The 25758-nt window shown below is 73.2% G+C and carries 28 protein-coding genes; 12 read left to right on the plus strand and 16 right to left on the minus strand.

What is annotated here, in order from left to right; all coding sequences use genetic code 11:
- Nucleotides 1–22: 22 nt before the first annotated feature.
- A complete protein-coding gene (locus tag ACTWPV_RS22330; protein WP_443153243.1) occupies nt 23–1516 on the minus strand; it encodes a TldD/PmbA family protein in 1494 nt (497 codons plus the stop codon).
- 77 nt (nt 1517–1593) lie between these two features.
- On the opposite strand from ACTWPV_RS22330, the gene fabG reads away from it, so the two are divergent.
- Both fabG and fabI read left to right on the plus strand, forming a co-directional pair.
- Nucleotides 1594–2289, plus strand: a complete 696-nt coding sequence (gene fabG, locus ACTWPV_RS22335; RefSeq protein WP_347644642.1) for a 3-oxoacyl-ACP reductase FabG — start codon at nt 1594–1596, stop codon at nt 2287–2289.
- 1 nt (nt 2290) lies between these two features.
- Nucleotides 2291–3055, plus strand: a complete 765-nt coding sequence (gene fabI, locus ACTWPV_RS22340; protein WP_347644641.1) for an enoyl-ACP reductase FabI — start codon at nt 2291–2293, stop codon at nt 3053–3055.
- Nucleotides 3056–3159: 104 nt separating this feature from the next.
- On the opposite strand, the gene ACTWPV_RS22345 is transcribed toward fabI, so the two are convergent.
- Together ACTWPV_RS22345 and ACTWPV_RS22350 are read right to left on the minus strand one after the other, a co-directional pair.
- On the minus strand, nt 3160–3984 hold the full coding sequence (locus ACTWPV_RS22345) for a hypothetical protein (RefSeq protein ID WP_443153244.1): 825 nt from the start codon (nt 3982–3984) through the stop codon (nt 3160–3162).
- Between the two features lie 127 nt (nt 3985–4111).
- Nucleotides 4112–5059 (minus strand): aldo/keto reductase, encoded by a 948-nt coding sequence (locus ACTWPV_RS22350; RefSeq protein WP_443153245.1) that lies wholly within the window; start codon nt 5057–5059, stop codon nt 4112–4114.
- Nucleotides 5060–5344: 285 nt separating this feature from the next.
- Between ACTWPV_RS22350 and ACTWPV_RS22355 the strand changes: the two genes are divergently transcribed.
- The 5 genes from ACTWPV_RS22355 to mshC are packed head-to-tail and all read left to right on the plus strand — an operon-like array spanning nt 5345 to nt 9283.
- Nucleotides 5345–6031, plus strand: coding sequence for an MSMEG_4193 family putative phosphomutase (locus ACTWPV_RS22355; protein WP_347622317.1), 687 nt, complete (start codon nt 5345–5347; stop codon nt 6029–6031).
- Nucleotides 6032–6040: 9 nt separating this feature from the next.
- The gene (locus ACTWPV_RS22360; RefSeq protein WP_347644638.1) at nt 6041–6589 is read left to right on the plus strand and encodes a DUF3090 domain-containing protein; all 549 of its coding nucleotides are present in this window, start codon (nt 6041–6043) and stop codon (nt 6587–6589) included.
- Nucleotides 6586–7350: an SCO1664 family protein gene (locus ACTWPV_RS22365; protein WP_443153246.1), complete on the plus strand. Its 765-nt coding sequence runs from the start codon at nt 6586–6588 to the stop codon at nt 7348–7350. The genes ACTWPV_RS22360 and ACTWPV_RS22365 overlap by 4 nt, the downstream gene beginning before the upstream one ends.
- Before the next feature lie 48 nt (nt 7351–7398).
- Complete coding sequence (locus ACTWPV_RS22370; RefSeq protein WP_443153247.1) at nt 7399–8049, plus strand: NRDE family protein; 651 nt, start codon at nt 7399–7401, stop codon at nt 8047–8049.
- A gap of 10 nt (nt 8050–8059) precedes the next feature.
- Nucleotides 8060–9283, plus strand: a complete 1224-nt coding sequence (gene mshC / locus ACTWPV_RS22375) for a cysteine--1-D-myo-inosityl 2-amino-2-deoxy-alpha-D-glucopyranoside ligase (protein WP_443153248.1) — start codon at nt 8060–8062, stop codon at nt 9281–9283.
- A gap of 22 nt (nt 9284–9305) precedes the next feature.
- Here the strand turns inward: mshC and ACTWPV_RS22380 are convergent, their stop codons facing one another.
- From ACTWPV_RS22380 to ACTWPV_RS22425, 10 genes are read right to left on the minus strand one after another with little or no spacing between them, the layout of a single operon-like run.
- Entirely contained in the window at nt 9306–9845 is a 540-nt protein-coding gene (locus tag ACTWPV_RS22380; RefSeq protein WP_347644634.1) for a cysteine hydrolase family protein, read from the minus strand.
- Between the two features lie 2 nt (nt 9846–9847).
- Entirely contained in the window at nt 9848–10810 is a 963-nt protein-coding gene (locus ACTWPV_RS22385; protein WP_347622164.1) for a UDP-glucuronic acid decarboxylase family protein, read from the minus strand.
- On the minus strand, nt 10807–11694 hold the full coding sequence (locus tag ACTWPV_RS22390) for a glycosyltransferase family 9 protein (protein ID WP_443153249.1): 888 nt from the start codon (nt 11692–11694) through the stop codon (nt 10807–10809). Before ACTWPV_RS22390 ends, ACTWPV_RS22385 begins: the two co-directional genes overlap by 4 nt.
- Nucleotides 11685–12359, minus strand: coding sequence for an SDR family oxidoreductase (locus tag ACTWPV_RS22395; RefSeq protein WP_347644631.1), 675 nt, complete (start codon nt 12357–12359; stop codon nt 11685–11687). The genes ACTWPV_RS22390 and ACTWPV_RS22395 overlap by 10 nt, the downstream gene beginning before the upstream one ends.
- Complete coding sequence (locus tag ACTWPV_RS22400; RefSeq protein ID WP_443153250.1) at nt 12356–13690, minus strand: PfkB family carbohydrate kinase; 1335 nt, start codon at nt 13688–13690, stop codon at nt 12356–12358. Before ACTWPV_RS22400 ends, ACTWPV_RS22395 begins: the two co-directional genes overlap by 4 nt.
- On the minus strand, nt 13687–14235 hold the full coding sequence (locus tag ACTWPV_RS22405) for a D-sedoheptulose-7-phosphate isomerase (RefSeq protein ID WP_347644629.1): 549 nt from the start codon (nt 14233–14235) through the stop codon (nt 13687–13689). Before ACTWPV_RS22405 ends, ACTWPV_RS22400 begins: the two co-directional genes overlap by 4 nt.
- Nucleotides 14236–14237: 2 nt before the next feature.
- Nucleotides 14238–15425, minus strand: coding sequence for a glycosyltransferase (locus ACTWPV_RS22410; RefSeq protein ID WP_443153251.1), 1188 nt, complete (start codon nt 15423–15425; stop codon nt 14238–14240).
- Complete coding sequence (locus ACTWPV_RS22415; RefSeq protein ID WP_443153252.1) at nt 15422–16693, minus strand: glycosyltransferase family 9 protein; 1272 nt, start codon at nt 16691–16693, stop codon at nt 15422–15424. Before ACTWPV_RS22415 ends, ACTWPV_RS22410 begins: the two co-directional genes overlap by 4 nt.
- Nucleotides 16690–17721 carry a glycosyltransferase family 2 protein gene (locus tag ACTWPV_RS22420; RefSeq protein ID WP_443153253.1) on the minus strand — a complete coding sequence of 344 codons (1032 nt, stop codon included), beginning with the start codon at nt 17719–17721 and terminating at the stop codon, nt 16690–16692. The genes ACTWPV_RS22415 and ACTWPV_RS22420 overlap by 4 nt, the downstream gene beginning before the upstream one ends.
- Nucleotides 17718–19361 carry a carbamoyltransferase family protein gene (locus ACTWPV_RS22425; protein WP_347644625.1) on the minus strand — a complete coding sequence of 548 codons (1644 nt, stop codon included), beginning with the start codon at nt 19359–19361 and terminating at the stop codon, nt 17718–17720. The genes ACTWPV_RS22420 and ACTWPV_RS22425 overlap by 4 nt, the downstream gene beginning before the upstream one ends.
- A 168-nt stretch (nt 19362–19529) precedes the next feature.
- Here ACTWPV_RS22425 and ACTWPV_RS22430 point away from each other — a divergent pair, with 168 nt between their 5' ends.
- Genes ACTWPV_RS22430 through ACTWPV_RS22440 form a run of 3 tightly spaced genes read left to right on the plus strand, consistent with a single transcriptional unit; the run spans nt 19530 to nt 21380 of the window.
- Entirely contained in the window at nt 19530–20126 is a 597-nt protein-coding gene (locus tag ACTWPV_RS22430; RefSeq protein ID WP_443153254.1) for a D-glycero-alpha-D-manno-heptose-1,7-bisphosphate 7-phosphatase, read from the plus strand.
- Nucleotides 20123–21043, plus strand: a complete 921-nt coding sequence (locus tag ACTWPV_RS22435) for a glycosyltransferase (protein WP_443153255.1) — start codon at nt 20123–20125, stop codon at nt 21041–21043. Before ACTWPV_RS22430 ends, ACTWPV_RS22435 begins: the two co-directional genes overlap by 4 nt.
- Nucleotides 21044–21071: 28 nt before the next feature.
- The gene (locus ACTWPV_RS22440) at nt 21072–21380 is read left to right on the plus strand and encodes a WhiB family transcriptional regulator (protein ID WP_443153256.1); all 309 of its coding nucleotides are present in this window, start codon (nt 21072–21074) and stop codon (nt 21378–21380) included.
- On the opposite strand, the gene ACTWPV_RS22445 is transcribed toward ACTWPV_RS22440, so the two are convergent.
- Entirely contained in the window at nt 21316–21801 is a 486-nt protein-coding gene (locus tag ACTWPV_RS22445; protein ID WP_443153257.1) for a peptide deformylase, read from the minus strand. The two genes, ACTWPV_RS22440 and ACTWPV_RS22445, sit on opposite strands and share 65 nt — an antisense overlap.
- Before the next feature lie 238 nt (nt 21802–22039).
- Between ACTWPV_RS22445 and ACTWPV_RS22450 the strand changes: the two genes are divergently transcribed.
- Complete coding sequence (locus ACTWPV_RS22450; RefSeq protein WP_443153258.1) at nt 22040–23191, plus strand: uroporphyrinogen-III synthase; 1152 nt, start codon at nt 22040–22042, stop codon at nt 23189–23191.
- The gene (locus ACTWPV_RS22455; RefSeq protein ID WP_443153259.1) at nt 23188–23925 is read left to right on the plus strand and encodes a sirohydrochlorin chelatase; all 738 of its coding nucleotides are present in this window, start codon (nt 23188–23190) and stop codon (nt 23923–23925) included. The genes ACTWPV_RS22450 and ACTWPV_RS22455 overlap by 4 nt, the downstream gene beginning before the upstream one ends.
- 32 nt (nt 23926–23957) lie before the next feature.
- Here ACTWPV_RS22455 and ACTWPV_RS22460 read toward each other — a convergent pair whose 3' ends face one another.
- Both ACTWPV_RS22460 and ACTWPV_RS22465 read right to left on the minus strand, forming a co-directional pair.
- The gene (locus ACTWPV_RS22460) at nt 23958–24497 is read right to left on the minus strand and encodes a hypothetical protein (RefSeq protein WP_443153260.1); all 540 of its coding nucleotides are present in this window, start codon (nt 24495–24497) and stop codon (nt 23958–23960) included.
- A 168-nt stretch (nt 24498–24665) separates the two neighbouring features.
- A complete protein-coding gene (locus ACTWPV_RS22465) occupies nt 24666–25520 on the minus strand; it encodes a PAC2 family protein (protein WP_132604671.1) in 855 nt (284 codons plus the stop codon).
- Nucleotides 25521–25758 lie beyond the last annotated feature (238 nt).

The raw sequence follows: 25758 nt of genomic DNA on the forward strand, positions 1-25758 counted from the left end.
CCGGTCAGCTCGCCGTGCTCGTTCACTTGCCGCCCTCCTGCACCGTGTTGAGGATCCGCACGGCCCTGAAGAGCGCCGCCGGGCAGCCGTGGCTGACCGGCGCGACCTGCCCCGGCTGGCCCTTGCCGCAGTTGAACGCACCGCCGAGCACGTACGTCTGCGGCCCGCCCACGGCCTCCATCGACTGCCAGAAGTCGGTTGTCGTCGCCTGGTAGGCGAAGTCTCTGACCTGACCGGCCAGCTTCCCGTGCGAGATCTTGTACGCCCGCTGCCCCGTGAACTGGAAGTTGTAGCGCTGCATGTCGATCGACCAGCTCTTGTCGCCGACGATGTAGAGGCCCCGTTCGACGCCCGCGATGAGCTCGTCGGTGGAGGGCCCGCCGGGCGCCGGCACCAGCGACACGTTGGCCATGCGCTGGATCGGCATGTGACCGGGGGAGTCGGCGAACGCGCAGCCGTTGGACCGCCCGAACCCCTTCATCAGCGCCATCCGCCGGTCGAGCTGGTAGCCGACCAGGATGCCGTCCCTGACGATGTCGAAACTCTGCCCCTGCACGCCCTCGTCGTCGTAGCCGATCGTGGCCAGGCCGTGCGTGACCGTGCGGTCGCCGGTCACGTTCATCAGCGGTGAACCGTAGACCAGCTCGCCCAGCTGGTCGAACGTGGCGAAGCTGGTGCCGGCGTAGGCCGCCTCGTAGCCGAGCGCCCGGTCGAGCTCGGTCGCGTGGCCGATCGACTCGTGGATCGTCAGCCACAGGTTGGACGCGTCGATCACCAGGTCGTAGTCCTCGGCCTCGACCGAGGGCGCGGCCAGCTTCTCCGCCAGCAGCTCGGGCAGCCTGGCCAGCTCGCCCCGCCAGTCCCAGCCCGTGCCCGTCAGATATTCGTAGCCCCTGCCGACCGGCGGCGCGAGGGTCGACATGTCGTCGAACCCGCCCTCGGCCGCCTTCATCGCGTTGAGCCTGGGATGCACCCGCACCCGCTGCTGCGTGGTCACCGTGCCGGCCGTGTCGGCGTAGAACTTCTGCTCCTTGACCTGCAGCAGCCGCGCCGAGACGTGGTCGGCCCCCTTCAGCAGCCCGGCCGACCAGTCGGCCAGCAGGCCCACCTTGTCGGCCGGCGCCACCTCGAACGGGTCGACGTCGTACGCCGACACCCACACGGTGTCGGCGTGCACCGGCTCCGGGGCCAGCTCGATGGGCTCCCTGTTGATCGGGGCGCTCACCTCCGCCACCCGCACCGCCTGCTCGGCCACCGCCGCGGCGGCCTCGGGGGTCAGGTGGATGCCGGCGGCGAACCCCCACGTGCCGCCCTTGACGACGCGCACGGCGTAGCCCAGGTCGTCGGCGTCCATGGAGCCTTCGAGCCGGGCGTCATAGAGGCTCAGCGTCTCGGCCCTGACGCGTTCGAGCCGGAAGTCGGCGTGCTCGGCGCCGAGGTCGCGGGCACGTTGCAGGGCGGCGTCCGCGAGCTGCCGCAGCGGCAGCTCCAGGAAGTCGGGATCGATCTGGCGCATGTCCACGATCCTAACCCTGCGATCTTGTACCACCCGGACAAGCGCATACCCGCCGGTAGGAGATAGCGTCAGGTGTCATGGCACGCTCTGTACTCGTCACCGGAGGCAATCGCGGCATAGGCCTCGCGATCGCCCGTGAACTCTCCGCGGCAGGCGACGCCGTCGCGGTCACCTACCGCTCAGGGGAGCCGCCCGAGGGCCTGTTCGGCGTGCGCTGCGACGTCACCAGCATGGCCGACGTCGAGGCCGCCTTCGACAAGGTGGAGGCCGAGCACGGCCCGGTCGAGGTCGTGGTCTCCAACGCCGGCATCACCAAGGACACCTTGCTGGCGATGATGCAGGAGGAGACCTTCACCGACGTCATCGACGCCAACCTCACCGGGGCCTACCGCGTCGCCAAGCGGGCCATCAGGCCCATGATGCGGCTCAAGCGCGGCCGGATCGTCCTCATCTCCTCGGTCATCGGCATGAGCGGCCAGGCCGGGCAGGCCAACTACGCCGCCTCCAAGGCCGGCCTCATCGGCTTCGCCCGCTCCATGGCCCGCGAATACGGCTCGCGCAACATCACGGTCAACGTCGTCTCGCCCGGCTTCGTCGCCACCGACATGACGGCAGACCTCGACCAGGAGCAGATCGTGGCGCGCATCCCGCTCGGGCGCCAGGCCAGCCCCGAGGAGGTCGCGCGCGTCGTGCGCTTCGTGGCCAGCGACGACGCCTCCTACATCACCGGGGCCGTGATCCCCGTCGACGGCGGACTCGGGATGGGGCACTGACATGGGCATTCTCGAAGGCAAGCGGATTCTCGTGACGGGCGTGCTCACCGACGCCTCGATCGCGTTCAACGTCGCCAAGCTGGCGCAGGAGGAAGGCGCCACGGTGGTGCTCACCGGGTTCGGCCGGCTGAGCCTGGTCGAGCGCATCGCCAGGCGCCTGCCGTCGCCGGCCCCCGTGCTGGAGCTCGACGTCCAGGACACCGAGCACCTCGACACGCTCGCGGCCCGGGTCGGGGAGCACGTCGACGGTCTCGACGGCGTGGTCCACTCGATCGCCTTCGCCCCGCAGAGCGCTCTGGGCGGCAACTTCCTCAACACCTCGTGGGACGACGTCGCGACCGCCGTGCAGGTGTCGACCTACTCGTACAAATCGCTGGCGGTCGCCTGCCTGCCGCTCATGAAGGAGGGCGGCTCCCTCGTCGGCCTCGACTTCGACGCCTCCAAGGCGTGGCCGGTCTACGACTGGATGGGCGTGGCCAAGGCGGGCCTGGAGTCCTGCAACCGCTACCTCGCCCGCGACCTGGGCAAGCACAACATCCGCGTCAACCTGGTGGCGGCCGGTCCGCTGCGCACGATGGCCGCCAGGTCGATCCCGGGCTTCAAGGAGTTCGAGGACAGCTGGCCGGAGAAGGCCCCGCTGGGCTGGGACCTGTCCGACACGGTCCCGGCGGCCAGGGCGTGCGTGGCGCTCATGTCCGACTGGTTCCCGGCGACGACGGGCGAGATCGTCCACGTGGACGGCGGCGTCCACGCCATCGGCGGCTGAACCACCCGCCGGCGCTCAGGCGCGACGGCGGCGCTCACGGAGACGGCCGCCATCGCCGCGGGTCGGTCGAGGCCGACGCCGGCGGTGGGGCCTGGGGGTGCTGCTCAGGCCGTGCGGTGGCGGCCGTTGCCGGCGCGGGCCGGCTCGAAGGGGATCGACTCGGCGGGTTCGTTGCGGCTGCGGCGCTGCTGGACGATGCGGGCGGCGAGCACCGCCGACCCCAGCAGCGCGATGGTCAGCGCCGTGCCCAGCACGTCGGAGGCTGGCGGGCTGGGCCGCACGACCCGCTGTTGCTGCATCGGCACGGTCAGCTCGTGCGCGAACGGGTTGGGCCACAACAGGTCGACCCGCGGCTCCTCCGGGTCGGCCCGCTTCTTGTCGGCCAGCGGCCGGCGCGTGTCCATGAGCTGCGGCCGGCTCTCGGGCCTGCGCGTCCTCGACGTGCTGGGCACGGACGAGGAGTCCTTCTGTCCCGCGCGCGGCCGCGCCGGGCGCCTGGCCGAGGACGTGCGCGGTGGCGACAGAGTGCTGTGGACCTCGCCGTCCGCGCAGGCCGGCTCCGGCAGGCATCCGTCATCGGAGGGCTCCCGCTCCTGCTCACTCGCCCTGGGCGACGGCGACGGGGGCGGCTCGATCGTCCTGGTGGTCTTCGGCCTGGCGGTCGGCACGACCGTGCCCACCCTGCCGAGCACCTCGTCGGTGGTCTTGTCGAGGCCGTCGGTCACCTTGCCGGTGACCCCGCCTGTCAGGGTGTCGACCGTGCCGGTCACCGCACCCACGACGTCGCACAGCGTGTTGGTCACCCCTGAAAGCAGGCCGCCGCCCCGCGTGCAGTCCTGGGTGGCGGCCGCCGCGGCCGGTGCCGCCACCGGAACGGCCCCCAACGCCACCGCGAGAACTCCAGCCGAGATCGCGGTCCTGCTCCCCATCCGTCCCCTCCTGCGTTGCCTCAGGGAGAAATCCTGATGGACATCCCCGGTCGGACGCAGGCGTTTGACGGGTAAAGTTGCGATTCGGTATCGACTAGTGATACACGAGAGAGTCTCTCGTTCCCGGTCAGTCGAGTGACGACACGTCATCGAGGGCCTCTCGGATCTCTATGGGCAGCACCACGTCTTCGGCGGGCAGGATGCCCTTGAGCTGCGCGTGTGTACGCGCTCCGACGATGGCGGAGGCGACGCCGGGCTGGTCGCGCACCCACGACAGCGCCACCGCCAGGGGCGAGACGCCGAGCCCATCGGCGGCGGTCATGACCGATTCGACCACGCGCCGGCTGCGCTCGTCGAGATAAGGGCGGACGAAGTCGGCGAAGTGCGGGGTGGCGGCGCGCGAGTCGCCGGGGACACCGGCGCGGTATTTGCCCGTCAGCACCCCCCTGCCCAGCGGCGACCAGGCCAGCATGCCCACGCCGAGGTGTCTTGCGGCGGGCAGCAACTCGCGCTCGGGCTCGCGGGCCAGCAGCGAGTATTCGGCCTGCGCCGAGGTGATCGGGATGCGGCCGGGGATCATCTTCTGGGTGACCGCGGCTGCGGCCAGTTGCCAGCCGGCGTAGTCGCAGACGCCGGCGTAGACGGCGCGGCCGGAGGAGACGATCGCGTCGAGCGCGGCCAGCGTCTCCTCCAGCGGCACCTCGGCGTCGTAGGTGTGCAGCTGCCAGAGGTCGACGTAGTCGAGCCCGAGCCGGTTGAGCGAGTCGTCGACGGCGGCGATCAGGTGGCGCCGTGAGGCGTCGCGGGGCCGCCGGCCCGTGGGGGTGACCACGGCCTTGGTGGAGATCACCAGCTCGGAGCGCGGCACCGAGTCGCGCAACATGCGCCCCAGCAGCCGCTCGGAGTCGCCGCCGGTATAGACGTCGGCCGTGTCGACGAGGTTGCCGCCCGCGTCGAGGAACGTGCGGAGCTGGGCGGCCGCCTCGTCCGCGTCGGTGTCACGCCCCCAGGTCATCGTGCCGAGCCCCAGCCTGGACACCGACAGTCCGCTGTGGCCGACATAGCGCTGCTCCATGATCCCGCCAGATTACCAACAAGAAACCTGCTCAGCAGGCTGCCGCTCCGCTGTTGTCGGTGGTCAGGGCTGTAGCGGCGGCCCGCCATGCCGTTTTCTCATCGGCCGGCCGGAGATCTGCTGGGCGGGTTGTGGTCCGCGGCCCGTAGGGGGAGGGGCGGCCCCGCGTGCGGCCGGGCGGCGGCGCCGCGGGCGCCGGCCCGGGGCGGGGGCCCGGGGCGGGGGCCCGGGGCGGAGGCGCAGCCGTTGTGATCGACTGTGGACGGCGCCTGCGACACTGGCAGGGTGACCACGTTGCTTCTCGCCCGGCACGGGCTGACGGATCTCACAGGGCCGGTGCTGGCCGGCCGTACTCCGGGGGTGCACCTGAGCGAGGCGGGCAGAGCGCAGGCCGCGGCGCTCGCCGGGCGCATCGCGGGCGTCGGTCTCGACGCCATCGTCTCCAGCCCGCTCGAACGGTGCCGGGAGACTGCCCAGGCGGTCGCCGACGGGCGCGCGGCGGAGGTGGTGATCGACGAGCGGTTCATCGAGTGCGGTTATGGCGAGTGGACCGGGCGGCCGCTGAAAGAGCTCGCCCGCGAGCCGCTGTGGCAGGTCGTCCAGGCGCATCCGAGCGCGGTGGCCTTCCCCGGCGGGGAGGCGCTGACGGCGATGCAGCATCGGGCGGTCGCGGCGGTCAGGGAGTGGAACGAGCGGGTCGGGGAGAAGGGTGTCTACCTGGTCTGCAGCCACGGCGACGTGATCAAGGCGATCGTCGCGGACGCTCTGGGCCTCCACCTCGATCACTTTCAGCGGATAACAGCCGATCCTGGAGCGCTCACCGTCATTCGCTATGCGCCGCTACGTCCCTTTGTGCTCAGGCTTAACGATATGGGGGAATTGAGGCTTCCCGAGGATTCGGAGGAGAAAGACGGGGGAGAAAACATCACCGGGAGCGATGCTGCCGTCGGCGGCGGACCCGGAACCACGTAAGGTCAGGCTATGCCGGTCTTCGACTACGACCCACCAGAGAGGTTCGTCGCCGGTGCCTTGGGGCAGCCGGGCGCGCGGGTCTTTTTTCTGCAGGCCAGGGCCGAGGGCAGACTGACCACGGTGGCGCTGGAGAAGTTGCAGGTCGCCGCGCTGGCGGGCAGGCTCGACGAGCTGCTCGACGAGGTGTTGCGCCTCAGCGGGGGCGCCGCGCACGTGCCCGCGCTGGCGCCCGCCGACCTGGCCGACGACGCGCCCCTGGACGTGCCGGTCGCGGAGGATTTCCGGGTGGGGACCATGGCGCTCGCCTGGGACTCGGACAGGTCGCAGGTGGTGATCGAGGCGCAGGAGGCCGTCGACGAGGACGACCTCGACGGCCCCGACCCCGCGGTGCTGCGCGTGCGCATCAGCGCCGGGGCCGCCCGGGCCTTCACCCAGCGAGCGCTGCAGATCGTCGCGGCGGGCCGCCCGCCGTGTCCCCTGTGCAGCCAGCCGCTCGACGCGGCCGGTCACGTGTGCGTCCGTCTGAACGGCTACCGCGGGGGTGAGGCGGCTTCATGACCGCTCCTGAGAGCGAACCGGCCGTCAAGTCGTCCCAGCCGCCGCCCCTGCACGAGGACGAGGCGCACGCGCTCCTGCGTGACGGCCGCCTGGAGGTGGCCGGCCGTCTGGTCGAGGCGACCAACATGACGCTCTACTGCTCGGTCAAACTGGGCTCCCGCACGGCGGCCTGCGTCTACAAGCCCGTACGCGGTGAGCGCCCGCTGTGGGACTTCCCCGACGGCACCCTGGCCGCCCGAGAGGTGGCCGCCTACGAGGTGTCCCAGGCGACCGGCTGGCGCGTCGTGCCGCCCACGGTCTACCGCGACGGCCCTTTCGGGCCGGGCATGTGCCAGCTCTGGATCGACACCGAGCGGGAGATCGACCTCATGCGGCTGGTCAAGAGCCGCAACCCGGTCGTGCGCCGGATGGCGGTGTTCGACGCCGTGGTCAACAACGCCGACCGCAAGGGCGGTCACCTGCTGCCGCTGCCCACCGGCCACGTCTACGGCGTCGACCACGGGGTCTGCTTCTCCGTCGAGGACAAACTGCGTACGGTGCTGTGGCAGTGGCGCGGCAAGCCGCTGGCCCGCGAGGCGGTGGCGGTGCTGGCCAAGCTGGAGCGCGACCTCGAGTCGGGATCCCTCGGGCGCAGGCTGCGCGAGCTGCTCACACCGGCGGAGGTGGAGGCCACCTGGCAGCGCGTCAGGCGGCTGCTCGACACCGGCGTGCACCCCTACCCGCCGGAGGGCTGGCCAGCCATCCCCTGGCCGCCGATCTGACCCGACCCCGGGCGTCACGCGACTTGGGGCGTTGATTACCCTTTGCCCATGTGCACGCTGATCGTGAGAACCGGGCGGCCGCTGACGCTCATGGGCGTGAGAGACGAGTTCACCGACCGTCCGTGGGAGGGCCCGGGCGAGCACTGGCCCGAATACCCTGGCGTGATCGGCGGGCGCGACCTCAAGGCCGGCGGCACCTGGCTGGCCGTCAGCCCGGCGGCCCGCCGCGCCGCCGCCCTGCTCAACGGCCGCGGCCGGGCCGCGCGGGAGACCACGAAGATCTCCCGGGGCGACCTGGCGCTTCGGGCCGCGTACGGCGGCGACTTCCCCGATGCCGACCTGACCCGCTACGACCCCTTCCATCTGGTGCTGGCCGACCTGTCGCGGGTGCGGCTGGTCAGCTGGGACGGCGAGCGGCGCACTGAAGGCGAGCTGCCCGAGGGCACCAGCATGGTGGTCAACGCGGGCCTGGATCCGGAAGACGAGCGGGTGCTGGCCTACCTACCCAGATTCGCGGAGACGAGCGCCTGGCGCGAGCTGGCCGCGGCGGAGCCGTCCTCCGACCCGGGCGCGCTCATCGTCCGGCACGAGCTGGCCGACGGCCGCGTCCTCGCCTCCCTTTCGGTGATGGAGGTCAAGATCGATGCCGGCGGCGTGACGTACGACTTCACCGACCTGACCGCAGATCGGGACGGATAGGCTCGAAGACATGCGATCGTGGTCTGCCCCGAACATACCCAAGCTCCCTGGTGAGAGCATCCCGCTGCGTCTCCACGACACCTCCGCGAAGCAGGTCAGGCAGACCGATCCGGGGCCGACCGCCAGGATGTACGTCTGCGGCATCACCCCCTACGACGCCACCCATCTCGGCCACGCCAACACCTACCTCGCCTTCGACCTCGTCGGCCGGTTGTGGCGCGACGCGGGCCACGAGGTGCACTACACGCAGAACGCGACCGACGTGGACGATCCGCTGCTGGAACGGGCCACGCAGACCGGCGTCTCCTGGCGCGAGCTGGCGGAGCGGGAGATCGAGCTGTTCCGCGGCGACATGGAGGCGCTGCGGATCGTGCCGCCCCGCGAGTACGTCGGCGTGACCGAGGTCGTCGACCAGGTGGCGGGTCTGATCGCCAGGCTCTCCGCCAAGGGCGTCACCTACGACCTCGACGGCGACGTCTACTTCAGCGTGGCCGACGCGCCCAAGTTCGGACAGGTGTCCGGCTACGACGAGGACGAGATGCTGGCGCTGTTCGCCGAGCGCGGCGGCGACCCCGACCGGCAGGGCAAGCGGCACCCGCTCGACTGGCTGTTGTGGCGCGCCGAGCGGCCCGGCGAGCCCGCCTGGGACTCGCCTCTCGGCAGGGGCCGGCCCGGCTGGCACATCGAGTGCACCGCGATCGCCCTCGACAGCCTGGGCGCGGGCTACGACGTGGCCGGCGGCGGCTCCGACCTGATCTTCCCGCACCACGAGTGCGGCGCCTCGGAGGGCCACGCGGCCACGGGGGAGTGGCCCTTCGCCAAGTTCTACACGCACGCGGGCATGGTGGCGCTCGACGGCGAGAAGATGTCGAAGTCGAAGGGCAACCTGGTCTTCGTCTCCAAGCTGCGCGAGCAGCACGACCCGATGGCGGTCCGGCTCGTGCTGCTGGCCCACCACTACCGCGCTGACTGGGAATACGTGCCCGAGCTGATGGCCGAGGCCGAGCGCAGGCTGGAGCTGTGGCGCCGGGCCACGGCGCTGCCGTCGGGACCGCGCGCCGAGGAGCTTTTGGCCACGGTGCGCGAGCGGCTGGCCGACGACCTCGACGCGCCGGGCGCGCTGGCCGCCGTCGACGCCTGGGCATCCGGGGCGCTGGCCGGCGAAGGCCCGGACACCGGCGCGCCGGGCCTGGTCAGGGACCTGGTGGACGCCCTGCTCGGGGTGCAGCTCTAGCAGGCGCCTCGCGGGTGCCTCGCTAGGTGAGGCAGCCCCTGGCGGGGGTGACCTCGGCCGACATGTTGCGCTCCATCATGCGCAGCGCCGCCAGCCCGAGGTCGCGGTGGATGGCCGCCACGCAGTCCGGCGGCACCATGATCGAGTAGTGCCTGATGTACGCGTCCAGCGCGCTGTACAGGATGCACTGCTCGGTCACCTGGCCCGCCAGCAGGACCGTGTCCGTCCCCAGCTGCCCGAGCAGGTACTCCAGCGGTGTCCCGAAGAACGCGCTGTGCCGCACCTTCGGCAGGAAGGAGCAGTCCGCCGGGGGCACGATCGGCTCGACCAGGTCCGGCCGGTGACCGCCGAGCGCCCGCGCCACCAGGTCCTCCCGGGTCGCGGTGAAGTCGCCGTAGTTGTCGTTGACGTAGATCAGGTCCACGTCGTCGCGCGATCGTGCCCGGCCGACGAGCTCGACCAGCGGGGGCAGGATCGGCTGGACGGCGCGCTCCAGCTGCTCGGCGTCCGCGTGCTCGTACGGGTTGAGCATGTCGACGACGACCATCGCGGTCCTGGCCATGATCAGACCTGGAGCTGTTCGAGCTGGTCCATCGAGGCCAGCTCGGCGGTGAACCACTCGATCGTGCGCCTGAGCCCTTCGGCCGCCGGCACCCGCGCCCGCCAGCCGAGCTGCTCGGCAGCCAGCGACGTGTCGGGCCGCCTGACCCGGGGATCGTCGGCGGGACGGTCGATGAAGACGATCTCCGACGACGACCCGGCCAGCTCCTTGATCATCGTGGCCAGCTCCAGCATGGTCAGCTCGTCCGGGTTGCCGATGTTGACCGGGCCGCCGAAGTGGCTGCGGGCCATCGCGAGGATGCCCGACACGGTGTCGTCCACGTAGCAGACCGAGCGCGTCTGGGAGCCGTCCCCGGTGATCGTGATCGGCTCGCCCTTCAGCGCCTGCCTAATGAACGTCGGGATGGCCCGGCCGTCGAACGGGCGCATGCGGGGCCCGTAGGTGTTGAAGATGCGCACGATCCCGGTGTCGGTGCCGCGCGAGTGGCGGTAGGCGGTGGTCAGCGACTCGGCGAAGCGCTTGGCCTCGTCGTAGACGCTGCGCGGGCCGACCGGGTTCACGTTGCCCCAGTACGTCTCGCGCTGCGGATGCTCCAGCGGGTCGCCGTACACCTCGCTGGTGGAGGCCAGCACGAACCTGGCGCCCTTCTCCCTGGCAAGCCCCAGCGCGTGCAGCGTGCCGGCGCTGCCCACCCGCAGGGTCTCGATCGGGTAGCGCAGGTAGTCGGCCGGCGAGGCGGCCGAGGCGAAGTGCAGCACGAGGTCCAGCCGGTCGGGCACGTGCACGTATCCGGTCAGGTCGCACTCGATCAGCCGGAACTCCGGCCGGTCCATCAGATGCTCGACATTGCGCGGCCCGCCGGTGAGGAAGCTGTCCATGCAGACCACCTCCGCACCCTCGTCCAGCAGCCGCTCGCACAGGTACGAACCGAGGAAGCCTGCGCCCCCCGTGACCAGAGCCCTCATGACGTGACCTCCAAGGCAGCGTCGACGACTTCGGAAACTTCGATCTTCAACAGGCCGGGATCCGGCCGCTCGCCGTGCGGGTCCCCGTTCCGCCCGGCCCACAGGGCCACGTGGCGCCAGCCGGGCGGCGGCCCCCACAGGGCGGGGGAGACCGGCCCGAACAGCACCACCGACGGGACGCAGAACGCCGTCGCCAGGTGCGCGACCCCGGTGTCGCCGCACACCACCAGCCGCGACCGGCTGACCAGGTCGACCAGGTCGGCCATGGTGGTCCGCCCGGCCAGCACCCGCTCAGGCGGCAGCCCCGCCAGCTCGGCGACCCGCCTGGCCAGCGGCGTCTCCTCGGCGTTCCCCGTGACGACCACGTCGTCCAGCGCGGCGGCGACCTCCGCGAAACGTTCCGGCGGCCAGCGCCGGGCGGGGTAGGCGGCGCCCGGGTGCACGATCGCGGGCCCCGTACGGTCGGAGACGCCGAGCGTCAGGTCGGCGGGGTCGGTGGCGATGCCGTGCCATTCCAGCAGCCCGCACCAGCGCCGCACCTCGTGCACGCCGTCCGGGTACGCCGGACCCGTGCCGAAGCTGATCAGCCGGCCGGGACCGGTCCGCCGCAGCGCCTCGATGCTCTGCGGGCCCTTGCCGTGGAGGTTCACCGCGATGTCGGGGCGCTCGAACGGCACCCTGTCCATGGGGATCGGCCCCGGCCCCGACACGTCCACCTGCCCGTCCACCGCCCCGGTCAGCGGCGGCAGGGCGTCCAGCGCCCGCGGCGCCGCCAGCGTGATCCGGTGCCGGGGGAACGCCTGCCGCAGCGCCCGCAGCGCGGGCACGGCCGTGAGCAGGTCGCCCAGGCCGAGCCCGCGGAGCACCAGGAGATCTAGGGCCATGACGTCTCCGTGGACGGGCAGACGACGAGCTCTCTCACCTCGCATCCGGCCGGCTGCCGCAGCGCGAAGACGATGGACTGGGCGACGTGGGCCGGATCGTTCAGCCCGGCCTCGGGTCCCGGCTTGTACTGCTCGGGACGGCCGTCGAAGAAGCTCGTACGCATGCCGCCGGGGATCAGCAGGGTCACCCCGACCTCCCCGCGCAGCTCGGTCGCCAGCGCCCTGGTGAAGCCGACCACGCCGAACTTCGACGCCGAGTACGCCGACGCGTCGCTCAGCGGCCGAAGACCCAGCGTCGACGCGCAGGTCACGACCGTGCCGCGGGTGTGCTTGAGATACGGCAGCGCAGCCCGTACGACGGAGGCCGTGCCGAGCAGGTTCACCCGGACGACCCGCTCCCAGTCGTCGGCGGGAACGTCCTCCAGGCGCCCGCACGCGTCGATGCCCGCGGCCGTCACCACGCCGTCCAGGCCGCCGGCCCGCTCGGCCAGCTCGCGTACGGCGCGCTCGGCCTCGCCCCGGTCGGCCAGGTCGGCCGTGACGTGCTGGAACCGCTGGTCGGGCGCTCGGACGTCGACGACCAGCGCCTGCCAGCCCTCCTTCTCCACGGCCTCGGCGGTGGCCAGCCCGAGCCCGGATGCTCCCCCGGTGATGAGAATGTTCACTGGATCTCCTTGATCAGATTGGTGGTCGAACGCCCCGGCAGCGTGCTCAGCACGACGGTCTCCGCGCCGAGCCTGCCGAGGACCTCGGTTTCGGGCAGGATCTCCCCCGTGTAGTCGCCGCCCTTGACCCACACGTCGGGCCGCAGCCGCTCGATGGCGGCCGCCGGGGTGTCCTCGTCGAACACCAGCACGGCGTCCACGCAACTGAGCGCCCTGAGCACCTCGACCCGGTCGCGCGCGTCCACGATCGGCCTCGGCGGGCCCTTCAGCCGGCGTACCGAGTCGTCAGAGTTGACGCAGACGACGAGCGCGTCGCCGAGGGCCCTGGCCCGCCGCAGCAGGCTCACATGCCCCGCGTGCAGCAGGTCGAAGCAGCCGCCCGTCGCGATCAGCCGGCCGCCCTGGGCGCGGGTGAGCTCGGCCACCTCCAGCGCCGTGCGGGGCCGGTCGCCGAGCCGCTGCTCGCGGACCTTGACGGTGGCCGCGCCGCCGCGCTCGACGAACCGCGAGGCCTCGCCGACGCCGATCGTCACCGCGTCCTGCACGTCGGTGCCGTCGCGCAGCGCGAGCGCCGCGGTGGCGGCGAACCGGTCGCCCGCCCCGCACGCGTCCTGCCCGGCGGCGCGCACCGGCGGCGGCACCGCCGTCAGCGGGCCGCCCTCCACGGCCAGCGCGGCGCCCCGCTCGCCGGTCGTGACGGCCACCGCCCTGGCCTGGATGGCCCTCACCAGGCAGCGGGCCGCCTGGTCCGGTCCGTGATAGCCGTCGGGGCACAGCAGCCGCGCCTCCGCCTCGCTCGGGGTCACCAGCGCGCAGCCGGGCATGGGCCGTTCGCCCCGGGGATGCGGGTCCCACACCACCGGAACGGCGACGTCGCGCAGCAGCCCGCGGGCCATCCTGGCCACACCCCTGCCGTAGTCGGACACCAGCACCGCGCCCGCCTGGAGGATCGCCTGCGCCGCCTCCTCGCTGGGGGCGTACCTGGCGGCGCCGTCGCCGGTGTCCAGCCTGACCAGCGTCTGGCCCTTCGACCTGACCCTGGTCTTGCGCACGGTGCCGCCGCGCAGCGGGAGGCGTACCAGATCGAGCTCCTCGGACAGCAGCCCGCACAGGCGGTGGCCGTCGGGGTCGTCGCCCATCGCGGTGATCAGCACGACGTCGGCGCCGTCGCGGGCGGCCAGCAGCGCCGCCAGGCCCGCCCCGCCCGGGCGGGCCTGTTCGGCGGCCACGTCGACCACGGGGACCGGCGCGTCAGGGCAGAGCCGCTCTGCGTCGCCTTCGACGTCCACGTCCAGCAGCGAGTCGCCGATGACGACGAGCGGCCCCCTCACAGCGCCTCCTCCACCGCGTCGCACAGCAGGTGGATCAGCGCGAGGTGCACCTCCTGTACGGTCGCCGTCTCCTCCGCCGGCACCGCGACCGCCTCGTCGCACAGGATGGCCAGCGGGTTGGGGGCGGGGCCGGTCATGGCCCAGGCGACGATCCCGCTGTCCTGCGCCGCCGCAGCCGCGGCCAGCACGTTGGGGCTGCGGCCGCTGGTGGACAGGCAGATCAGCACGTCGCCCGCGCGGCCGTGGGCCAGCACCTGGCGGGCGTAGACCTCCTCGTGGCCGAAGTCGTTCGCGATCGCCGTCAGCGCCGAGCCGTCGGCGTGCAGCGGGATCGCCGCGTACGGGCGCCGGTCGTGCCGGAACCTGCCGACCAGCTCGGCCGTCAGATGCTGGGCCTCCGCGGCCGAGCCGCCGTTGCCGCAGGCCAGCAGCCTGCCCCCCGCGGACAGCACGCCGGCCAGCTTCCCACCCCAGGCCCGGACGGCGACCGCGTGGTCGTCGACCTTCTCCAGCGTGTTCCACAACTTCTCCAGATGAGCATCCATGATCAACCCCCCAGGGCCGCCAGATGGCCGACCTTGCCGTCGATGACCTGCGCGTACACGGCCTCCGTGCGCTCGGCCACGCGGGCCCAGCCGTACCTCTCGCGGGCCCGGCGCGCCCCCGCCGCGCCCAGCTCCGCCCGCCTGCCCGGGTCGCCGAGCACCTCGCGCAGCACCCGCGCCAGGGCGCGCGGGCGGCGCGGCGGCACCAGCACGCCCGCGCCCGCGACCGTGTCCAGGTGGCCGCCGACCGCCGAGGCCACGACGGGAACGCCGCACGCCATCGCCTCCACCGGCACCATGCCGAACGGCTCGTACCACGGCACCGTGACCACGACGTCGGCCGAGCGCATCAGCGCCGGCACGTGCGAGCGCGGCACGCTGCCGATCACGTGGACGCGGTGCTCCAGCCCGTACGCCCCGGCCAGCTCGCGCAGCCGTCGCGCCTCCGCGTCGTCCCGGCCCCCGCCGGCGATCACCAGGTCGGCGCCGGGCACCCCGCGCATCGCCCTGACGATGGTGTCGACACCCTTGCGCGGCACCATCCTGCCGATGCTCAGCACCAGGCTGCCCTCGGCGCGTGGCGCGGCCGGGCCTTCCGGGCAGAACGCGGTCAGGTCCACCCCGCAGGGCACGACCGCGACCCGCTGCTCGGGCACGCCCATCGCGCGCAGCTCGTGCACCTCGTCGGTGCAGGTCGCGAGCACGGCGTCGGCCCGCTTGGCGATCTCGCGCTCGGTGGCGATCCGGTGCGCGGGGCTGGTGTCCGCCCCGCCCTGCCAGCGGCGCTTGACGGTGCCGAGCGCGTGGAACGTCTGCACCACCGGCACGCCGGCGGCCGCCTGAAGGGCCGCCTGCCCGCTCATCCAGAAGTGGGCGTGCACGATGTCCGGCGGGCGCGTGGCCCACCGGACGGCCAGCCGCTCGGTGAATTCCGGCATGTACGGAGGAAGCTCGTCCTTGGGGACCTGGGCCGCGGGGCCGGCGGGGACGTACTCGACGGTGACGCCCGGCGCCATGGTCAGCGAGGCGGGCTGCGAGCCGCGGGTGCGCCGGGTGTGGACGACCACCGTGTGCCCGCGCTCCGCCAGCGCCACGGCCAGCGCGGCGACGTGCACGTTCTGGCCGCCGGAATCCACGCCGCCCACCGCGGCCAGCGGGTCCGCGTGCTCGGAGATGAGATCCACCTTCACTGCGTCAGCTCCCTCACTGCCTTGACCACCTGCTCGCTGGTCACCTGGGACAGGCATGGGTGCCCGGGCACCGGGCAGGTGCGCGCCCTGCTGTCCCGGCAGGGCGCCTGCTGGTCGCCGAGCATCACCGTGGGCACGCCGTACGGGGCCCACCTGGCCACGGGGACGACGGGGGCGAACAGGCTCACGACCGGGGTGCCGACGGCCGCGGCCAGGTGGGCGGGGCCGGTGTTGCCGGCCACCAGCACGCCCCCGTGCTCGATCACGGCGGCCAGTTCGGCGAGCGTGGTCATCCCGCCCAGGTCGACGGCGACGTCTCCGGCCACGTGGGCGGTGAGATCACGTTCTGTTCCGGTCACGACGACCTGGTGCCCGTCCCCGGCCAGCTCCCGTACCGCCTGCCGGTGCAGGCCGGCGGGCCAGGTGCGGGCGGGGGCCGAGGTTCCGGGGTGGACCACGACGTACGTGCGCTTGCCAGCGCCGGACGCGTTCCCCAGAAGTCCCGAAATATCCGGCAATGGCCGCCGAACAGCGAGTTTTCCGTCATCGTCCGGCGGGAGCAGGAACCCGGCCGCCGCGGCGACGGCCAGCATCCGCTCCGCCTCCGGCACGTCGACGCTCTCGTCCACGACGTGCCTGACGTCCAGCAGCGAGCCGGGATAGTCGTTGCTGATGGCGGTGATCCTGCGCACGCCCGCCAGTCTCAGCAGCAGGGCCAGCGGCAGCGCCGACTGGTGGAACGACGTCAGCACCACCGCCTCGTCCACGCCGCGCAACCGGCCGACGAGGCCGGCGACGTCGTTCCTGCTGACCGGCGGCGGGGTGTGGTCGATCCACGGGGCGTGCCACTCGATCACCTGGTCCACGCCCGGCAGGAGCTCGGCGGCCGCTCTGCCGTTCGGACCCGCCAGGAAGACCACCTCGGCGGCCAGCGTTCGCACGGCCCTGACGGCGGGTCCCGCGAGCAGCACGTCACCCGCGTCGTCCAGGCGTGCCACGAGCACCCGTCCCCGGCCCGCGCCGCTTCGCACCGGCTCTCCCTGCTCGGCCGGGACCTGCCCGGATCTGTCGTGGACAGCCCGGTTGCGCCCGATCCCGCCCCGCTCCGCGCGCCGGCCCGTGCCCGCGCGCCGCCCGGTGCCCCCGCGCCGGCCGCCACCGGGCCTGCCGGTGTGGGCGGGCGCGCGCGGGGGCGCGCCCTCCGGCACGCCTGCTGTCCGGCACGGGTTCGAGCCGCACGACACGGTTTCCGCCCAGCGAGCGCTCATCGCCGTGCCCTCCATTCCCCTCGCAGCCGGTGCACGCAGGCGACCGGCGGGATCACCACGCTGGTGACGGCCATCCGCACCACCTCGGCCGGGGTACGCGGCCCCGGCGCGATCCGGCGCCACGCGAACTCCGCGGCCAGGGCTCCCCAGACGAGCGCCGCCGCCCCCGCTGCCCGCCACCGACCGGAACGGTCCCGAGCCCGTCCCGCGCCGATCGCCGGCACGCCGGGAAAGCCTCTGCGGCCGGCCCTGCGGTCGGCCGTACCCCTGCCGCGCAGGGCGGCCGCCCCGAGGGCCGCCGCCGCGAGCGCGGCCGCCGTGGTGGCGGCGTGCAGGCGCAGACGGCCGGGACCGCCGCCGACGGCGGCCCGCCACCCCGGCCCGTGCAGGCGCCGCATGAGCGCGTCGTCGGCGTTGCCCCGCTGGAAGCGCACGCTCGCCCAGAACCCGTCGTCGCGCACCGGATGGGTCGTCACCCGCTGCCCGCGCACCAGCCGGTGCCCCGCCCGCGTCACCCGCAGCGCGAGGTCGGCGTCCTCCCGGTACGCCCGGGGGAAACGTTCGTCGAACCCCCCGGCGGACTCCAGCACCGGGCGCCGGTAGGCCATGTCGGCGGTCACCCACAGCGCGCCGGAGAGCCCGGCGGTGTGCCGCTCGCCGTCGGAGGGCCGCCGCCCGCCGGGCAGCGGCACCACGATCCGCCCCTGGCTGCCGGCCACGTCCTCGGGCAGATCCACGAGGTCCTTCCAGACCGCCTCCGCCCACCCGGGCCCGGGGATCACGTCGTCGTCGAGGAACACCACCCACGGCGTCTCCGCCGCCCGCCACCCCGCGTTGCGCGCCGCGGCGGGCCCCCTCCCGGAGGAGCGGACGACCCGCACCCGGCCGGGAAGCGACTCCACGACCCCGGCGGCGCCCCCCGGCGCCGCCCTGTCGTCGACCACGATCACCGGCATGCCGGGGCCCACAGCGGCCAGCGTGTCCAGGAGCGTGGCGCGCCCGATGGTGGGGATCACCACGGTGATCACGAGGCGAACACCTCCCCGCGCCGCACCAGGTACGGCCCGAGCGCGAGCACGTCCACCGGCGACGACCCGAAGCACTCCAGCGCGTCCCTGGGATCGTCGACCATGGGCCGCCCCGCGGTGTTCAGGCTCGTGTTGACCACCACGGGCAGCCCCGTCCGCGCCTCGAACTCGCTCAGCACCCGCGCCAACAGCGGGTCGGCGCCCGGCGAGACCGTCTGGATGCGCGCCGTCCCGTCCACGTGCACGACCGCGGGGATGCGCGGCGCCCAGCCGGGGTCCACGTCGTGCACGAACAACATGTACGGCGAGGGCACCGGCCCCCGTCCGAAGATCTGCGCCGCCCGCGACTCCAGCACCATCGGCGCGACCGGCCGGAACTGCTCGCGCCCCTTGACGTCGTTCAGCCGCTCCGTGTTGCGCGCGTGACCCGGGTGGGCCAGCAGCGACCGGTGGCCGAGCGCGCGCGGCCCGTACTCCGACCGCCCCTGGAACCAGGCCACGATCCGGTCGGCGGCCAGCTCGGCCGCCACCGCGGCGGCCAGGTCGGCGGGCCGGGTGTGCGGCACGCGCGCCACGTCCAGCCAGGCGCCCAGTTCCTCGTCGGTGAAGCCGCGCCCGAGCGCCGTGCCGGGCATGGGCGCGGCCGGCTCGCCGTACGCGTGCGCCAGGTGCAGCGCGCCGCCCAGCGCGGTGCCGGAGTCGCCCGCCGCCGGCTGGACCCAGACCTCCTCGAACGGTCCCTCGTCCAGCAGCCGGGTGTTGGCCACGCAGTTCAGCGCCACCCCGCCGGCCAGCGCCAGCCGCCGCTCGCCGGTCCGCTCGTGCAGCCAGCGCACCAGCTCCAGCAGCACCTCCTCCAGCCGCGCCTGCACGCTGGCGGCCAGGTCGGCGTGGTCGGAGGTCCAGGCCGCGCCCCTGCGCAGCGCCTTGGCGTAGCCGCCCCAGTCGACCGGCTCGACGCGGAAGCCGCCGTCCCCGGTCGTGTAGATCACCTCGCGCAGCGCGGCCAGGTGGCGGGGCCGGCCGTAGGAGGCCATCGCCATGACCTTGTACTCGTCGCTGGAGCGCAGGAACCCGAGGTGTTCCGTGACGTCCTCGTACATGAGGCCGAGCGAGTGCGGCAGCTCCTGCGCGGCCAGCACCTCCAGCTCGCCGTCGCGGTAGCGGCCGGCCAGGTGGGAGACGTTCTCGCCGCGCCCGTCGCACACCAGCACCGCGCAGTCCCGCCCCGGCGTCGACCACCGTGAGGCGAGCCCCGCGGACGCGGCGTGCGCCACGTGGTGCGGCACATAGGTGACCTGGCCGGGGTCCAGGCCCGGCAGCGCGGTGGACAGGAACGCGGGCGCGCGCACGGCGTACCGCGTGCGCAGGTCCTCCCAGTCGCCTTCCGGCTTCCGGACCACCAGCGAGGGGTCGTAGGAGTAGGCGACGGCGTCGATCTCCTCGGGGGAGAGTCCCGCCTCCCGCAGGCACCAGGCGGCAGCCAGCTCGGGCAGCTCCCAAGCCGAGAACGCCAGCGGCCGCTTGCCGTGCTTGCGGCGGCTGAAGCGCTCCTCCTCCGCGGCGGCGACGATCTTCCCGTCGACCACGAGCGCGGCGGCCGGGTCGTGGAAGATCGCGTTGATGCCGAGAAACTTCATGTCCCCTCCCCACAGATGTCGAGAACCGCTACCGACAGGAGCGGCTCTCAAACATTCGGCGACCTGAAGACCTGCGAAAACGGGCCTCTGCGCCGGGAGACTGTCACGCTAAGTAGTTGTTTGTCCGTTGAGGGCCCGGGTAGCTGCGGGACAGCGCGACGGAGGTGAATGGTGTTCGAAAAGCGACGTCCCGGCGCCGTGCTGTTCGACCGGGACGGGACCTTGATCAGGGACGTTCCGTACAACGGCGATCCCCGTCTCGTCGAGCCCATGCCGGGTGCGACCGAGGCGCTGGGCCGGTTGCGGCGCGCCGACGTCCCGGTGGCCGTGGTCACCAACCAGTCCGGGGTGGCCAAGGGACTGGTCACGCCCGACGAGATGGACCAGGTGAACGCCAGGGTGGAGGAGCTGCTCGGCCCGTTCGACGCCTGGGCGATCTGCGTGCACGACGACACCGACGGCTGCACCTGCCGCAAGCCCGCGCCCGGACTCGTGATCAGGGCCGCCGCCGTGCTCGACGTCAGCCCGCGCGACTGCGTGGTGGTGGGGGACATCGGCAGGGACATGGAGGCGGCCAGGGCCGCCGGGGCCAGGGGCATCCTCGTCCCCACCATGGAGACGCTGCCGGAGGAGATCGAGGAGGCCCCCGAGGTCGCCGACGATCTGGCCGACGTCGTGGAGCGCGTGCTCAACGACGTCGGCGAGGCGCCAGTGCCCGCCGCCGCCGCGCCCTGGGCCAGGGCGATGGGCTGGAGCCGCTGGTGAGGATCCTCATCTGGCACGTGCACGGCTCGTGGACCAGCGCCTTCATCAGGGGCGGCCACGACTACCTCCTCCCGCTCGTCCCCGGCCGCGGCCCCGACGGCAGAGGCCGCGCCGCCACCTTCGACTGGCCGGCCGCGGCCCGCGAGGTGCCGTACGACCGGCTGCGCCACGAGCCCGTGGACGTGGTCGTCTACCAGCGCCCGCACGAGATCGGCCTGGCCCGCGAGTGGCTCGGCCGCGACGTGCCCGGCGTCTACGTCGAGCACAACACCCCGGCCGGCGACGTGCCCCGCACCCGCCACCACCTCGCCGGCCAGAACGACGTCACGCTCGTGCACGTCACCCACTTCAACGAGCTGTACTGGGACAACGGCCGGGCACGCACGCGCGTCATCGAGCACGGAGTCCCCGACCCCGGCCACCTGTACACGGGCGAGCTCCCCCGAGCGGGCGTCGTGGTCAACGAACCGGTACGCCGCACCAGGGTCGCCGGCACCGACCTGCTGCCCCGCTTCGCCGAGCGGGTGCCCCTCGACGTGTTCGGCATGAAGGTGGACGGGCTGCCGTACGGCACCCACGAGGACCTGCCGCAGCACGTCATGCACGCCGAGCTGGCCAGGCGGCGCGTCTACCTGCACCCCTACCGGTGGACCTCGCTGGGGCTCGCCCTCGTCGAGGCTATGACGCTGGGCATGCCCGTGGTCGCGCTGGCCGCCACCGAGGCGATCGAGGCCGTGCCGCAGGAGGCCGGCGTCCTGTCGACGAAGGTGCACGTGCTCGCCGGCGCGCTGCACGATTTCGTGGCCGATCCGGAGCGCGCGAGCCAGGCGGGAAAGGCCGCCAGGGCCGCGGCTTTGGCACGGTACGGGCTCGACCGCTTCCTCGCCGACTGGGATCGGCTGCTCCATGAGGTATGACGGCCAGACGTCTGGGTAGGCGCGCCCCATGATGATGCTCGACTGGACACGCAGGGCGGCCTGCCTCGACCTGGACCCGGAGCTGTTCTTCCCGATCTCCCAGGAAGGTCCCAGCCAGTCACAGGTCCAGCGGGCCAAACACGTCTGCGGCGGCTGCCCCGTACAGGAGGCGTGCCTCGACTACGCGCTCAGCACCAGGCAGGCGTACGGCGTCTGGGGCGGCACCGATCCGGAACAACGGCGCGAGCTCAGGGCGGACGCCGCCGCCCGCCTCAGCCCGCCGGCAGCGCCTCGGCGAGAAACCGTGCCCGCTCGCCCTCTTCGAGATGGTCGCTGAACAGCACGCCGTCGAGATGGTCGACCTCGTGCTGCAACACCCTCGCCAGGATACCCAGCGCCCGTACCGTCACCGGCTTGCCGAACATGTCACGGCCACGCGCGGTGACCATGTAGGAACGTTCCAGCGGCCACCACACGCCGGGCGCCGACAGGCACGCCTCGTCAGCGGTGACGCGCCGCTCTGACAACTCGAGGCGCGGGTTGACCAGATGGCCCGCCTTGCCGTCGTACGCGTAGACCACCACCCGCACCGCCTCACCCACCTGCGGCGCCGCCAGGCCGGCCCGGCCGGCTCCCGCCCGCATCGTGGCCGTCAGCGTCTTCACCAGCCGCCTGAGCTCCCGGTCGAAGTCGTGCACCGGCGCCGCCACCGCGCGGAGCAGCGGGTCGTCGAACATGCGAATAGGCAGGACCGTCACCAGCACTCCCCGATAGCCGTCGTCATGACGGACGTTTCCCTCCGCGGCGCCGCCCCAACCGCGAAGGTTCCTGCCTTGTAGCACAGCGGTAACAGAGGAGACCCAGTGGCGAAACCACCCGAAAGCAGGATCGGAGCGTGATCTCACTTGCGTCGTACGCGCCTGTGATGCCTGGCCGGGTGCTCGGGGCCCGGCCGGGCACAGGGGCAGAAATCCCTGTCCGCCCGGAGCGGTCCGCATGAACGGGCGCTCGTCCCCGGAGACGGAGCCGGACGCGCTGGCCGGCTTCACCATCGGCGTGACCGCGACCAGGCGGCGGGAGGAGTTCGGGGCGCTGCTGGAACGGCGCGGCGCGCGCGTGGTCAGCGCCCCCGCCATCAGGCTGGTCCCTCTCGCCGAGGACGCCGACCTGCTCGCCGCGACCCGGCACAGCCTGCGGGGACCGCTCCACGACGTGGTGGTCACCACCGGCGTCGGCTTCCGCGGCTGGATGGCCGCCGCGGAAGGCTGGGGGCTCTCCACCGACCTGGGCGAGCACCTGTCCAGGGCGCGCCTGCTGACGCGCGGGCCCAAGGCCAGGGGAGCGGTGCGGGCGGCCGGGCTGAACGACCACTGGACACCCGCCACCGAATCGTGCGACGAGATCAAGGAGTACCTGCTGGCCCAGGACCTGAGAGGGCGGCGCATCGCGGTGCAGCAGCACGGGGAGCCGCTCACCGAGTTCGTGGCCGGCCTGCGCGCGGCGGGGGCCGAGGTGATCGAGATCCCGGTCTACCGGTGGCTGCCGTACCGCGACGCCTCGCCGCTGCGCCGGCTCATCAGCCAGACGGTCTCCGGCTCGGTGGACGCCGTCGCCTTCACCAGCGCCCCCGCCGTGCACGCCATGCTCGGCATGGCCCGCTCCGAGGGGCTGGAGGACGCGCTGCTGTCCGCCTTCAGCGGGCCCGTGGTGGCCGCCTGCGTGGGGCCCGTGACCGCGGGCCCGCTGGACTCGCGCGGCGTGCCCACGCTGCAGCCGGATCGATCGCGGCTCGGCGCCCTGGCCCGCGCCCTGGCCAGGCACCTGCCGGAACACGGCGTCGCCAAGCTCGTGGCCGGCGATCACCAGCTGGAGATCCGCGGCCACGCCGTGGTCGTCGACGGCGAATTGCGGCCCCTGCCGCCGGCCCCGATGGCGGTGCTCAAGCGCCTGGCCGACAAGCCGGGGCACGTGGTGTCGCGCGCCGACCTGCGTACCGTGCTGCCGGGCGGCGTCGCGCGCGAATCGGCCGAGCACGCGGTGGAGATGGCCATCACCCGGCTGCGCCGCGCCCTCGGGCCGAGCGGGATCGTGGAGACGGTGGTCAAGCGCGGCTACCGGCTCGCCTGCCGCTACGAGGCGGGGCCGTGACCCCCGCGCTCGTGCTGGCCGCGCACGGCACGCGCAGCCCTGCGGGGCAGCGAACCCTCGCGGCCCTGGCGGAGACGGTCAGAAGAGCGCGTCCAGGCCGGCGGGTCGAGCTGAGCCATCTCGAGATCAGCGCGCCGCTGCTGGCCGAGGTGCTCCCCGCCGTCGCAGGCCCCGTCGTCGTCGTGCCGCTCCTGCTGGCCGGCGGCTACCACGTCCACATCGACCTGCCCGCGGTGATCGCGCGGAGCCGCCCGGACGCGATGGTGGCCGGCCGGCTGGGGCCGCACCGGCTGCTCACGTCGGCGCTCGTCCGCAAGCTGGCGCGGGCCGGGCTGCGCGCGGACGACGCCGTCGTGCTCGGCGCGGCGGGCTCCTCCGACCCGGCCGCCCTCGCCGACGTGCGCGCCGCCGCCCACCGGCTCGGCGTGCGCCTGGCGCGCCCGGTCACCGCCGCCTTCGCCTCCGCCGGCGCCCCCTCGCTGGAGGAGGCGGTGGAACGGCTCGGCTCCGCCGCCCGGGTGGTGATCGCGTCGTACGTCCTCGCGCCCGGCTTCTTCCACGACCGGCTGACCGCGGCGGGGGCGGGAGCGGTGAGCGAGCCGCTGGGGGCCGACCCGGACGTGGCGTCGCTGATCTGGCACCGCTACGAGGAGGCGCTCCACGACCGCCGCGCGACGGCACGGCACCCCCGTCAGCGGCACGCCCGGCCGACCCTCCGCCCCGCGACCCCCTGACCCCGCCCAGGGGAGGCGGCGGGGGCAGGGCGTCAGGCGTGGACGGGTTCGAGGCGCAGCTCGCGGACGATCTCCCTGGCGCTGTCGTCGAGGCTCGGCCCGGCGTCCCGCCCGACGAACATCTCGATGTAGGCCCGGTGGAAGCAGCCCGCGACCAGCAGCCGCGCGCTGGCCTCGGGGTCGGCGTCGGGCCGCACCCGGCCCAGCCGCTGCTCGGCGGCCAGGTACGCGGCGAGTGGCGTCGTCTCCGTGCGCGGTCCGAGCCCGGCGCCGCGCAGGGCCTCGCGGAAACGAACCGTCACGTCGGGCGAGGTGAAGGCGGGCAGCGCCGCGCCCTGCACCTCCATGTAGTAGTCGATGCCCGCTCGCGCTACCGGCAGAAGATTGTCGGAGATGCACCCTTTCCCTATGCGATGGGTTAGATCGTGGAGGATGCTGAGCCAGAGCGGGAGCCGATCCTGCAGCAGCGCGAGGAAGTAGTCGACGTGGCCGCCGCTGCGGTCCTCCCTGACGGAGACGGCCATCTCAAGGATGCGCCGCCTGGTGTCCTGACTTCTTTGGTGCGGATCCACGTGGGAAGTCGCCATGGCATGCCTAACGGTGCGCGGTCGGTTGATCAGGCATTACGGTGCGTCGATGCTGATGGAAGGGGCGACAGCTGGTGTCCAGCCTTGTGCGACGTGCGAGGCCCCGATTATCACCCGAAACCGCGAAAAATGTGGAGATTTGACCGCTGAAGGTCAGCTGTCGGTGTCGCGGTCCCTGCGCCGCAGGTAACGCTCGAACTCCGCGGCGATCGCGTCGCCGCTGGCCTCGGGCAACTCGGCGGCGTCCTTACGCTCCTCGAGCTCCTTGACGTACTCGGCGACCTCGCTGTCCTGCGAGGCCAGCTCGTCGACGCCACGCTCCCACGCGCGGGCCTCCTCGTCGAGATCGCCCAGCGGCATGGGGATCTCCAGCACGTCCTCGAGACGGCGCAACAGCGCGACCGTGGCCTTGGGGTTGGGCGGCTGCGCGACGTAGTGGGGCACCGACGCCCACAACGACACCGCGTCCATGCCGGCCCGGCCGAACTCGTGCTGCAGCACCCCCACGATGCCCGTCGGGCCCTCGTAGCGGCTCAGCTCCAGGTTGGTCGAACGCGCCAGCGTCTCGTCCGTGGCGCCGCCGAGGATGGGCACGGGCCGGGTGTGCGGCGAGTCGTTGAGCAGCGCCCCCAGCATCACGGCCAGCTCGACGCCGAGCTCGCGGCAGACCTCGATGATGTCGGCGCAGAACGAGCGCCAGCGCATGTTGGGCTCGATGCCGCGCAACAGCACGACGTCGCGCTCGACGCCCGGCGGGCGGGCGCGCAGCAACCGCGTCGTCGGCCACACGATCGACTGGGCCAGCCCGTCGTTCATCTCGACCACGGGCCGGGTCACCTGGAAGTCGTAGTAGTCGTCGGGGTCGAGCGCGACCAGCGTCTCGGCCTTCCAGGCGGACTCGAGATGGGCGACCACACCGCTGGAGGCCTCGCCCGCGTCGTTCCACCCTTCGAACGCGGCTATGAGCACCGGGTCGACGAGCTCGGGGAGCCCTTCGAGGTCTATCACGTGTCGCCTCCTCTCTCCATCATCCCGCTAAGCCTATGCGGTTCGGGGCCGTCAGCGTCACCGATCTCCCCCCGCAACGCCCGCGAACGCCCCCCCGCGGCGAGCGCGGTCCACGTCCCCGGGCCCGGCGGCACGTTCACGCACGCGGCACGGGCGTGGCGCCGGTCGCGCGGGCCGGGGACGCCTGACGCCACGCTCTGACGGGCGCGTCTACCGGCGCTCGAGGCGGCCTCGAACG

It is taken from the genome of Nonomuraea sp. KM88 (genome assembly GCF_052245635.1).
GTDB lineage: Bacteria > Actinomycetota > Actinomycetes > Streptosporangiales > Streptosporangiaceae > Nonomuraea.